We start from the raw sequence: 11,892 nt of genomic DNA on the forward strand, positions 1-11,892 counted from the left end.
TGGCTGTAGCTGCACCTGCAACCGCGGCACCGGTGGCCGAGTCTACCTATTCGGGACTGGCTGTTGCGACTCCGGCAGGATGGGGAAATGACTTTTCAACCTGGCTCTGCCGGAACTATAACGTGGCGTGTAACTAGCACCTATTTGACTTCACCACCCCTCCGGTGAAGTATTCGGCGTATGAATTCACGAGTCAAGGCTGCCCTGACCAAATGTTTTGCGGGCCAAGGCATAATCGTTTTGCCGGGTTTGACGGTTCTAATCGGCATTACCGCCACTGAATTCCTAACACTACTTACCAGCGGAATCGAAAATACTCCGGAACGGTCGATTCGCGGTGCGGTAGTTGGACTGCTGTTGTCGGTGTCATTAGCAATTGGGCTCAGGTGGGCGTCTACCTCACTTGGAGCGTTTCTCGCGATCCTGTATTTCGGTTTTTGGGATGGCGGCCTTTTCTTGTGGCTAGTTTTTTCGCTGATTATTTTTAGTGTTTTTGCCGCCACCGTCGATTCTCGAATCATCCGCAATTGGTTTCTGGTGCTGGTGCTCGTTTGGATGGGTCAATATGGAGTTCGCGCCGGTGATGACGCGATCCTTCTGGTGGCACTTGTACCGTTGTCTGTTCTCTCATTTGTTCTCGCGCGAATTATTTTCAACCTCCGCGAACGCAATCTCAATGCGGTTCAGCTGATGGAAGAGAGCCGCGAGCAAAACCGAGTCGCGATTGAACTCGAACGTAAAAACATCGCTCGGGACTTGCACGATATTGTCGCCCATGACATCACCGTGGTGGCTATGCAGTCTAAAGCTGCAAAATTTGCTAACAGTGGCCAGGCGGCCATGGACGCAATCGACATTATTGCAAAGCTCAGTACCGAGACGCTCCACGACTTAAGACTGATGCTCAATGTATTGCGAACCGACGGGACAATGAGTGATTCGTCGGGCGGCAGCGCCGATAAGCCCGCGGCAACCACTGTTTATGCAGTTCAAGGCCTGCAGATCTTTTCGCAACGGCTAAAAGATTCCGGTTTTTCTGTGACCTCTCACACCGACGAAAAAATCTCTGAACTTCCGCGTTCTGCACAGACTGCGTTGTATCGAGTGATGCAGGAAGCGACGACGAATATTATTAAACACGGCAAGCGCGAGGGTTCCTGTGATCTGCGTTTAGAGATCTCTGGGTCCAACGCGATCCTTGAAATGACTAATCAGATACCGAAGTCGAAACCTATAAAGGGTGACCAGCCGGTCGGTGGAATTGGCCTTATTGGTATGCGAGACCGGATGAATGCCTTCGGCGGACGGTTCAATGCGGAGGTTGTAGATGGACAGTGGGTACTCACTGCCAGTATCCCGTTCTAGGCCCTACCCTCCTACTTAAGTATGATTTCGCTTTTCTTGGAATCGCGATAAGTTATAGATGTATCGGTGAAGACCGATCACCGCAGGGAAATTGGTGATGTTTTGCGAGTGGCATCATCAAGAGTTCCGCAGTGATTAAAAGGTACGTTGCGTCATGGACGAACTGATCTTTCTTCGGCGTTGTGCCCCCATCGCACGCCTGAGTTTGTTAGTGGCGCGACGTACCTTTTATAACCTCACCGATACCTGTTGTGTTACAGCTCACATGGCTGATGCGGAATGTCCTAGGCCGAGTTTTCCGTTATACCTCTTGGATACAATCAACTTTCGAGAGTGAGCATCACATGTCGGTTCAGACTGAAACCCAGCCATACGAAATGCTAAGCATTAACTCGGACGCGGCGGATCAGCTGTTCTTCGAAGCCCGTAGTGCAAACGCCTTTAGCGATGAGCCGGTCTCAGATGAAGTTCTTGATGCAATCTACGACACCATGAAAATGGGTCCAACTCTCATGAATAACCAGCCACTGCGCATCACTTGGGTGAAAAGCGCTGAGGCTCGTCAAAAGGTTTCAGAGACTATGGCCGGCACTAACGCACAGAAAGCGCTGACCGCACCGGCCCTGGCCATTCTTTCGTTCGATACCGAGTGGCACGAAGAATTCCCATCATTCTTCCCACATGCTCCAGAACGCAAAGCAATGTTTGAAGATCAGGGTGCGCGCACCGCTATCGGAAATAACAACGCATGGTTGCAGGCCGGATACTTCATCATGGCAGTACGCGCCGTTGGTTTAGCCGCTGGCCCAATGGCCGGCTTTGATGCAGCTGCGGTTGACGCCGTGGTGAACGCCGATGGCCGCAACAAGTCGTTCCTAATAGTTAACGTTGGTAAGCCAGGTGCTGACGCATGGTTTGGCCGGCTTCCGCGCCACGACGCACAGTTCGCTACTCGCAGCATCTAAGCACTGTAAAAACATAAAGGGGGTCCTGGGCAGCAAATTTAATTGCTGCCCAGGACCACCTTTTGGCCTTTTGCGCGAGGGTTACTCGCCAGCTCCCGACGGGTCATTTTCAAGAACGTGGTCCGACACCTTAGAAAGTGCGCGCTCAAGTGCAGCCCGCAGGATCACCGGTACGGTGATTTCCTCTGCCAGAGTCAGCAGGCCTTCGCGTTCAAAGGTGCGCAGGATGATTTCAACCTGTGGGACCGCGATCTCAAGGCTCGAGATGAGGTGGTGTTGCTCAATCGGCAGGTCGTCTTCGGAGGGGATGTGCAATGCAAATTCGGTGCGCGGCGGCTTCGAAGAGGCAGCGTGGGTGAGAAGTCCGGCGACCATCTCCGCAACCTGGGCCTGTCCGGGGGTCTGCAAGGTATTGATCAGCACATGCGAGTAGATGATCTCGGCGAGCAGTTCCTTGATCAGACGAGCGCCAGCTCCGCTGGATGCAAGGAGTGCCTCGCGAAGTGAATCGGTCGGTACAGCCTGCGGTGAGCTGTAGCGAAGCATGGCAGTGCCGATAAAGGCATCCCAGTAAGCGGCCAAGCGGGGAATTGATGCCAAGTCCGCTACCACGGTTCCGTCTTCGGGCTCCCACGGATTCGCTTCTGGTGTACTGGATTCATCAACGGTGACCATGAGGCCCAGAGCTTCTGCTGCTTCTTGGAGCGTTTGCCCACTGATCATTCCTGTTGGATCACTCGGCTTGCCTTCGCCGACCCATTCAATCAGTTCACGTGCAGCATAAACGAATGGCATGGATTCTAAGACCGAGTTGGCTTCCTCGTCGTCCATGAATGGAACAACGATGGGTGAATCGCCGGCCATGCGAGAGAGAAACTCAAAAACTTCCTTGAATTCCTCAACGCTGCCGCCAAAATTCGCGGTGGTGCCCAAGAAAGTTAGGTAGTGCTTGAGGATGGCGGCGCTAGCCTCGGAGACTTCTTTGCCTATGGAAGCTAGGTGCCCCAGCTGTTCGCCAAGAATGGTGGGGTCCAATGTGGTGACATCTACGCTCTTGCGTAGTTGTGCATGAGCGACCAACAAGGTGGTGAGACCTTCCAAGCCGGCGCGTGTTTCGCTTGATGGTTGGTCGTCAGCTTGAAAGTGGCGGAATAGCTGAGATTTGAACGGCTGTAAGGCCTGTCGAACTTCAGATTCAAACGGTGCGCTACTAGCCCCAGCTTGGCGTGCTGGATGGCCCGAGGAGGCCTTTTTCTTGGCGGGCTTGCGTGATGCCATGATCTGTTGTTGTTCCTTCGCTAAACGGGAAAAGGTCGTCACTTCCAGTCTACGCAGGACGCTCAAATCGACGTTGTTCAGTGGGAGCCAGCGTAATCGCGAGCCGGGGATAGCAAGGGGATACTTTCAAAGACCCGTATTTTCTACGGTAGAAAGTGCGAATCGCAGTTAAAAATACAAGTCACACAGATATGTGGTTGCCGTCACCGTTGAATCCTCAGTGCTCGTTGATTTTCCCTGCAGTTCGCGCGACAGTGAAGACATAAGGCTCTTTTGATGAGCTAAAAAAGTCTTTTGAGGAGAGTAGCCCATGACGGTAACACCAGCACCGGATCATGTCGTAATTGTTGGTGCCGGATTCGTCGGATTGTCGACGGCTTGGTACCTGCAAGAATCCGGCGTCAAAGTTACCGTAGTGGACCGTGGCGGCGTGGCTTCGGGTTCGTCGTGGGGAAATGCGGGCTGGCTGACTCCGGCATTGACCTTGCCTATCGCAGAACCATCAATCTTCTCTAATGGTTTGAAGATGATGTTTGACCCGGCCTCACCGCTATATATTCCGTTGAAGGCTGATGGAAAGCTTCTGCGCTTCCTTCTTGGTTTCACCTGGCACGCCACTCCTAAAAAGTGGGAAGAAGCCATGCGTATTTACTCCGAAATTGGTACCCACGGGTTGGATGCTTTTGACGAGCTTGCCGAAGGCACCGCGGCTGGTCCTGGTGTGGCAGAAAAAACCAAGCCAGCAGATCCTTTCCTTACCGGTTTCACCTCGTTCAAGGACCGCGATGCGCTCCTGCATGAATTCGAGATGATTCAGAAGACCGGTGGTTCCGTGGACTATGAGTTGCTCAGCGGTGATGAACTACGCGCTATCGAGCCGACTCTCTCCAATAATGTTGCAGCTGGCGTAGCGATCAAAAACCAGCGCTACCTCAACCCACCAAAGTTCATGGAATCACTGGCCGAATCCGTTGAGGCCCGGGGTGGAGACATCATCGGGTCGTTCAACGTCACCGATGTGCGCGATAACGGTGGATCGGTGACCGTTATTGGCTCCGAGGGACGGGCGATCACCGCAGATCATGTGGTGATGGCTACCGGTGCATGGATGACCGATCTGGCTAAGAAGTTTGGTGTTAACGTGGTGGTCCAAGCGGGCCGCGGCTACTCGTTCACGGTTGAGCCAGAAAGCATGCCAACGCACCCGATTTACTTCCCTTCCCAGCGCGTTGCTTGCACGCCATTGGGGGATCGGTTCCGCATTGCCGGAACTATGGAGTTCCGCGACGTGAACCATAAACTGGAGCCAAAGCGCATCGAAGCAATTGTCGCCGCTGCAGCACCGGTATACCAAGGAATCAATTGGGAAAACCGCAAAGAAGAGTGGGTGGGAGGACGCCCATGCACCGCCGACGGCATGCCGTTGGTTGGACAGACCTCCTCTCCACGCGTCTCGGTGGGCGGTGGCCATGGCATGTGGGGTGTTGCGCTAGGCCCATTGACCGGCAAGATCCTCGCCGAGCAGATTACCGGGCAGGCCGTTTCCACCTTGGCGCGTCACTTCAACCCTTTGCGTAAGGGTTTCTAACCCCGCGCAAACATCTGATCGCTGAGGGCTCGGTTTTTCATTGTTGATCGATGATAAACCGAGCCTTTTGCATTGCGATTTTAGGTCCGGTAATTCCTGGAGCCTACTAGCGGGAACTGTACAGAACAGCGTGGACTTACAACCGGGGCTTTCGAAACCGCAAGTGATGGCGCAAAATCTTCAATGGTATTGCTACGACTCATTGAAGACTAGGCAGTTGGTTCCCAGCGTTCACGGAGCCAACCGATGGTCGCTTCACCCTGTGCTTGTTGGAAACTGCGTAGGGTGGGCAGACCAGACGGCGCGGGCTGCCGAGCACCATCTATGAAATATCCGGACATCCCGGCAAGAAACCCATCAATATTTTCTGCCGATAGCCCTACGAAAACTGGGTGGGTACCCAGGACGGATGCTACATCGAACCCGGCGTCATGCAAGCGCACATTTATGAGTACCGATAACGCATCAAACCATGGAGCCCCAATACACGCCCAAGGCCAATCGACGATGTAGGCGCCTTCTTCGGTCAGCAAAAGATTGTCTGAACGAATGTCTGAGTGCACCAAAGACTGCCCTTCGAGGCAAGATAATCCGGTGCGCGCACTGCCCTGAAGTCGCGGGAGATGATCAGCAATCCACGGATCTAAGTTCGATTGCAGATCGATGTCGATGCGGTCCCACCCGGTGAACTCAGCAGCCACCTCGGTGTGCAACGCGGGCAGATGAGTCAAAGTGCTCGGTACCGGATGGCTTCCTAATACATGCAACGAATCGAGTACCCGTTCAAGTTCGACACGTGTCCACGGTGTCTTGGGATGGGAGCCCGGAATATCTTCAAGGACCAGTGCCACCCAGCCCTGTTTGTCATATGATCCTAGGTACTTCGGGACCGGCAATCTTCCGGGTAGTAGGGCAGAGATCTTCGCTTCGGCTCGATGCAGCCGCGGCGTGACAGCATTTAGTGAGGTACCGACGGCTTTAACAAACGCCCTACGTCCGTCGGCGGTACGCACCCTGTCGGCCGTGCCAGGAGAAAACCCGCCTTGCTGGCCGTGCGCTTCAACGACCGGTGAGCCAAGTATGACTTCAACCGCATTACGGACATGTTCAGGAAGCTGCGCCCAGCTGATTCGCGGTGTCCACAGAGTATTCACGCTGCGATCCTTCTTTCACTGGGGCTTCGAGTTTAGCGGGCTCATTGTTTCCATAGGCCTTGTTCAACTAGGCATGACGAGACGAATCATTGGCAAGAATTGATTTGTAACCTTCGCGGTAACTTGGGAAACGTGGAATGAAACCCGACGCTAGAAGCCGCGCATTATTTAGTCGACGGTCCGAGGCGTTTCGCGACGCTGGAGGTTCGGTTGAGATTTCGGGGATTTTTGAGCCAAGTTCCTCGGCGAGGAAGCGATAAACGTCTGCGAGTTGCGCTGGTTCGCTGTCGGTAGCCAAATACAGTGCTTCGGCCTTTTGGTCTAGCGAAGCCACATGGACGATGGCTTGGGCAAGATCGTCGCGGTGAATCCGGTTAGTCCAGTGAGACTGCGTCGGTAGCTGGGCCGAACCTGAACGCACCAGATCGATCAGTCTGGTCCGTCCCGGCCCATAAATTCCTGGAGCGCGCAGAATTGTCAGTGGCAAACCACTTGCGGCCAGCAACGTCTCGGTATCGGCGAGCACCTGCGCGGTAGGACGGGCCGGTGCAAGGGGCGCGGTCTCATTGACCAGTTGCCCCTCGGAACCGCCAAGGACCGCCGAAGAGGACACATAAATGAGTCGTTTGAGGCGTGGGCAGGAGACTTTTAAAGTATCAATTAATCGGTGCGCTGTATGCAGATAGCCTCGCTCATATCCGGTCACATCACGGGTGGCAGGTACCGGGGTGAAGAGGACAAGATCAGTTTCTGGATCAATCTGAGGCCAAGAATCCGCTTTGAGTAGGTCGACGTTATATCCGGTGAAGACCGCCGGGAGCTTCGAGCTATCACGACGCCACGCGGTGACTTGATGTCCGGCGGCATGAAAGCGTAGTCCTGCCTCGGTCGCGACATCTCCACAACTGATCAAAAGTATTTTCATCTGGCACCTCCAACGTAGCGAGACACCCGAAACGGTGCCTTCCTTCTAACCATAAAGCGTGACGTGGCGCGCGTTAAACGTGAAGAAGCCGAAGGTGCAACACAAAACTCGATAAATCGATAAAATAGGGTGGTTGTATGCCTTTGGCCGCCGGTCGAATGATCGCGGGGTGCGGGTAAAAAGCCGAATCGGGCGGATTGGCTCAAAACGATCACCATAAGGGGTGTAAGAAGATTCGTTCTTCAATTTTTCGTAAGGTCCATCCAGGCACGGCAGTCCTTGAAATTCTGATGGTCGCGGCACTAGTTGTTGTGCTGGTTGCCATTGAACCGACCGGGTGGGATCTATCGGTATATCGCGAAGGTGCCTTGACGCTATTGCGTGAACCCGAAGCCCTTTATGGACCGTTCGTGGGTCCGGTGAATTCGCCTGGGCTACCGTTTACTTACCCGACATTTGCGGCTATTTTGTTCTTGCCGATGGCATTTTTCCCCTACTGGGTGTCGGTTACGCTCACCATGGCTGCCTCGATTACCCTGACTTTTTTTGTTGCCAAAGACTTGGCCACACGAGTGGCGGGAAAATGGCCTGCACTTAATTCGGTGCTCACGCCGCTGACCTTGACCAGCTTAATGCTGATGTCGGCTCCCTTCCGCGACACCGTATGGTTTGGACAGATCAACATCTTGATTCTCGGTGCCTGTTACCTCACCTTCGTGCGTTACAAGTCGTTGATGCCGTTTGTGATTGCCGTAGGAATCTGTGCCGGGATCAAGCTGACGCCGATCGCGTTTTTGATCCTGCCCTTTGCCATGCGTAAATGGCGTGCGATGTTCGTTGGAATTGCCACTTTTATAGGCACCCAGCTTGTAGGCCTAATTTTCCAGACACAGAACACCTTGGACTATTGGCTGGACGTGGTGCAGGATCCATCGCGGGTAGGAAACGTGGGGTATATCGACAACGTATCTCTGCAAGGACTGCTTGAGCGGCTGAACGCACCATCCTTAGTGTGGCTCATCTTGGCGCTCGGTGTAGGGCTTTCTTTTGTTGCCCTGCTGTGGAAGCTCTATGGGCACCAAAAACCTGTGGTGTTGCTCGGCATTGCTTCCGCCTGCCCCTTGCTTGTATCCCCGGTGAGCTGGTCCCATCACTGGGTCTGGTTGCCGGTCATCACGTTTGCGTGGGTTGTCGTAGCGTTGGAGCTCAAGCCGGTACTGCGACGCACGATGTTCGGTGCGTTGGCTCTGAGCTACCTGATTCTGTCGATTGGCTCTAAACAAATTGTGGCTTTTGCCGGATATTTCCCGGATGGAGAACTGCCCGCCTGGTGCTATGTATTACCCGCGGTGCCGGTGCTCACCCAAATCTTATGCCTTGTGATTGCTCTGGCGAACACCAAAAGAATCGTGAACAGCAAGCCTGTTTCGGCGCCAACCCTCAGCTGAGTTTAGTTATCACACACGCACTGTACAATTCTTAGTATTCGAATGTTTGTTCTAGCTAAGGGTGGTGTCTAGATGCGGGATGCCGAATCAGTGATGCCTCCAGGAGCAGCCCAAGGGCCGGTGCAGGCCGTTTCCGCGATGGGGTTTCCATCCCCAGCGCGTGACTATTTTGATGGCGGGCTGGATCTGAATAGGTTGCTCGTTCATGATCGGGTTGCCACGTTCATCATGCGGGTATCGGGTCACTCGATGCACTCTGCCGGAATTTATGACGGCGATGAGATCATCGTGGACCGTTCCCTGCCGGTTAAACACGGCACCATGATTGTGGTGAGCTTGAACGGGCAGATGCTGGTACGCCGGTGGCAGACAGAGGGCTCACAAGTGGGATTACTCAGCGATGAGTCACCGTTACCGGTGCTCCTCACCGAAGGAGACGAAGTTGAGGTCTTCGGCGTGATCACTAGGTGTCTGCACTATGTCCGCTGAACCGCGAACATCCGGGCACAGTGATCACGTTGCTTTAGTAGACGTGAATAACTTTTATGTCTCTTGCGAACGCATCTTTGACTATTCTTTGCGTAATCGTCCGGTAGTGGTGCTCTCCAATAATGATGGTTGCGTCGTCGCCAGATCACAGGAAGCCAAAGACCTAGGAATAGCCACGGGCGAGCCATTTTTTAAAGTACGCCGCCTCATGGACAGCCACAATCTTGCGGTGCGTTCGAGTAACTACGAGCTATACGGGGATATATCGGCACGGGTGATGGAACTCCTGGGCCGCTTCGGCACCTGGCAGGAAGTGTATTCCATCGACGAATCATTTATCGGCCTCAACGGAACGCTGGAACAAGTCCGTGACACTGCCGTGCAGATCCGCGCCGCAATTACTCAGTCGATCGGGGTGCCGGTCTGCGTAGGGGTATCTGCGACTAAAACCCTTGCTAAATTCTCTAACCACATCGCCAAACACAATCCGTCTATGGACGGAGTGTGCATTGAACAGTTGATGGAGCCGGCGCTGGTATCCAGAATCATGTCGCAGGTTCCCGCCACAGATGTGTGGGGCGTGGGCAAAAAGATCGGTCAAAAATTGACTGGGATGGGTGTTCAAAGCATTGCCCAGCTCAAGGCCACCGACCCGCAACTAATCCGCAAGAAGTTCTCTGTCGTATTGCAACGCACGGTGATGGAGCTCAACGGGCAACGCTGTATCGGGCCGGTGGAAGAGCGTTCGGATAAGGGCCAAGTAATGTTCACCCGTTCCTTCTCCACCCCTGTGCGAACACGTGAAGCGATGGATCAGGTGATGTCCATTTACGCACAGAAAGCAGCAAGCCGTCTGGCCAGCGAAGGCCGTTACGCTAGCTTGCTCACAGTCACTGCAGGAACCAGCCGCTTTGCTACCTCGGCCGCATCATTCCCTAGCGCCCAGATACGACTAGTCAGGCCCACCCGAGATCCAATTGTGCTCACAAAGATCGCAGTAGCAGCGATGAACGAGTTGATGGAGCCAGGAATCGACTACGTCCGTGGCGGAGTGATCCTCTCCGGGCTGAGTGAACACCCCGGAGCCGATGAGCTAGACCTAGGACTACTAGGCTCAATATCGACTGAAGAATCCGAAAAAGTAAACGTCAGTGATGTCGTGCAGCAGGTCTCCCAACGGTTTGGCGCAAAGGCTATTGGCCTGGGCAGTGCCGGCCTGGCCAAAGCCCCGGAATGGTCTATGAAGCGCGAACACATGTCACCGCGCTACACCAGTGACTGGGACGAACTCTTTACCGTGCAAGCATGAAGGTTTTGGTGACACAATAACGTTCATGTCTACTGTGCTGCGTCGAATGGTGGGGCTGAGCTTGCTCGGCACACTTCTACTTAGTGGTTGTACAGCCCCCGCAGAAAACGCGGACCAGCCTACTCCGAGTACTGCTGGGCCAACTCAGCCCAGTTCACCAAACCCCTCGAGCTCCGGATCGGCTATTGAGCCTTCAGCTACAGCCAGCTCGGCCAGCCCCACACAAACGGACCCGGAAGCTGAACTACAACAGCAAGCGGTGGCGCTCGCCGACTCGATGAGCCTATCTGAACAGGCGCGGAGCTTGGTCATGGCGGGTGTCTCGGCAGACGGCGCCTCAGCGGCACACATCGCTTCGCTGAAGAAGTCGGGAATCTCTAATGCTTTTCTTCGTGGCAGGTCGCAGCTCTCGCACTCCAAGATTTCTGGCAGTGTGCGCAAACTCCACGAAGGTTTGGAAACCAACGTTCCCGATGGACTACCTGTCTGGGTAGCCACCGACCAAGAAGGTGGCTTTGTCCGGGTGCTTCAAGGGACCGGATTCACCAAGCTACCCACCGCATTAGAACAGGGTACTTGGTCCAAGAAAAAACTACGGTCGAATATTTCCACGCTCGGTACTGAGTTGTCCGAGGCCGGGATCAACGTCAACCTTGCCCCGGTAGCCGACGTGGTGCCACAGAGTTTGGGCACGGGCAACGCACCCATCGGGAAATTTGGACGGCAGTACGCCGATAATTCCGCGGATGTTGCGTCCGCGATTTTGGTAGTGAACCAAGAACTCAGAGATGCCGGAGTGCACCCGGTAGTCAAACACTTCCCGGGATTGGGCAGAGTAAGCCTGAACACCGATACCCATGCCCAGGTTACCGACACAAAAATCGGGGCAGAAAGCACCGATCTAGAACCTTTTAAGGCCGCCATTGAGCAGGACCTCGCGTGGATCATGATTTCAAACGCCAAATATACGCAACTGGATAAAGACAATGATGCACCTTTTTCAAAGAAAATCATCACCGGCCTGCTGCGTGAAGACTTAGGGTATGAACGCTTGATCATCTCCGATGATCTGTGTGATGCGAAACAGGTTTCCGCGGTGCCGGTAGGACAACGTGCGATTAAATTTGTTCAAGCCGGAGGCACGATGCCTTTATGCGTGGATGAGAATAAGTCGCTGACCATGGCGAGCGCCCTAGCAAAGCAGGCAGCAAAAGATGACAAGCTGGCGGCGCAGGTCCGCGAGGCGGCAACGCTGATTCTGGCCGAGAAGCTTCGCGAGAACTCATAAATTTTGTCTGGCTTGTTGCCGGATAAAGCTATTTTGGGCAAAGAGAAGACCCGGGCGGATCCCTACTCGCTAGGGAACGCCCG

10 protein-coding genes are annotated in these 11,892 nt (G+C 54.2%); 7 read left to right on the plus strand and 3 right to left on the minus strand.

From position 1 onward, the window contains the following. Nucleotides 1-180: 180 nt before the first annotated feature. Both ACX5K5_RS01705 and ACX5K5_RS01710 read left to right on the plus strand, forming a co-directional pair. The gene (locus ACX5K5_RS01705) at nucleotides 181-1,365 is read left to right on the plus strand and encodes a sensor histidine kinase (RefSeq protein ID WP_188687264.1); all 1,185 of its coding nucleotides are present in this window, start codon (nucleotides 181-183) and stop codon (nucleotides 1,363-1,365) included. 344 nt (nucleotides 1,366-1,709) lie between these two features. Next, nucleotides 1,710-2,330 (plus strand): malonic semialdehyde reductase, encoded by a 621-nt coding sequence (locus ACX5K5_RS01710; protein ID WP_188687263.1) that lies wholly within the window; start codon nucleotides 1,710-1,712, stop codon nucleotides 2,328-2,330. An 81-nt stretch (nucleotides 2,331-2,411) separates the two neighbouring features. Here the strand turns inward: ACX5K5_RS01710 and ACX5K5_RS01715 are convergent, their stop codons facing one another. Next, on the minus strand, nucleotides 2,412-3,608 hold the full coding sequence (locus tag ACX5K5_RS01715) for a hypothetical protein (RefSeq protein ID WP_459174915.1): 1,197 nt from the start codon (nucleotides 3,606-3,608) through the stop codon (nucleotides 2,412-2,414). A gap of 310 nt (nucleotides 3,609-3,918) precedes the next feature. Between ACX5K5_RS01715 and ACX5K5_RS01720 the strand changes: the two genes are divergently transcribed. Beyond that, nucleotides 3,919-5,196 carry an NAD(P)/FAD-dependent oxidoreductase gene (locus ACX5K5_RS01720; RefSeq protein WP_459174916.1) on the plus strand — a complete coding sequence of 426 codons (1,278 nt, stop codon included), beginning with the start codon at nucleotides 3,919-3,921 and terminating at the stop codon, nucleotides 5,194-5,196. 209 nt (nucleotides 5,197-5,405) lie between these two features. On the opposite strand, the gene ACX5K5_RS01725 is transcribed toward ACX5K5_RS01720, so the two are convergent. Beyond that, nucleotides 5,406-6,350, minus strand: a complete 945-nt coding sequence (locus tag ACX5K5_RS01725) for an aminoglycoside phosphotransferase family protein (RefSeq protein ID WP_459174917.1) — start codon at nucleotides 6,348-6,350, stop codon at nucleotides 5,406-5,408. Between the two features lie 67 nt (nucleotides 6,351-6,417). After that, a complete protein-coding gene (locus tag ACX5K5_RS01730; RefSeq protein ID WP_096257519.1) occupies nucleotides 6,418-7,275 on the minus strand; it encodes an NAD(P)H-binding protein in 858 nt (285 codons plus the stop codon). A 290-nt stretch (nucleotides 7,276-7,565) separates the two neighbouring features. On the opposite strand from ACX5K5_RS01730, the gene ACX5K5_RS01735 reads away from it, so the two are divergent. From ACX5K5_RS01735 to ACX5K5_RS01750, 4 genes are all read left to right on the plus strand, one after another. After that, nucleotides 7,566-8,723 (plus strand): glycosyltransferase 87 family protein, encoded by a 1,158-nt coding sequence (locus tag ACX5K5_RS01735; RefSeq protein ID WP_188687259.1) that lies wholly within the window; start codon nucleotides 7,566-7,568, stop codon nucleotides 8,721-8,723. Between the two features lie 72 nt (nucleotides 8,724-8,795). After that, nucleotides 8,796-9,212 (plus strand): LexA family protein, encoded by a 417-nt coding sequence (locus ACX5K5_RS01740; protein ID WP_096257523.1) that lies wholly within the window; start codon nucleotides 8,796-8,798, stop codon nucleotides 9,210-9,212. Beyond that, complete coding sequence (locus ACX5K5_RS01745; RefSeq protein ID WP_459174918.1) at nucleotides 9,202-10,521, plus strand: Y-family DNA polymerase; 1,320 nt, start codon at nucleotides 9,202-9,204, stop codon at nucleotides 10,519-10,521. The genes ACX5K5_RS01740 and ACX5K5_RS01745 overlap by 11 nt, the downstream gene beginning before the upstream one ends. 25 nt (nucleotides 10,522-10,546) lie before the next feature. Beyond that, nucleotides 10,547-11,809 carry a glycoside hydrolase family 3 N-terminal domain-containing protein gene (locus ACX5K5_RS01750; protein WP_443446828.1) on the plus strand — a complete coding sequence of 421 codons (1,263 nt, stop codon included), beginning with the start codon at nucleotides 10,547-10,549 and terminating at the stop codon, nucleotides 11,807-11,809. The last annotated feature ends 83 nt before the right edge of the window (nucleotides 11,810-11,892 follow it).

Source organism: Glutamicibacter bergerei (assembly GCF_054495185.1).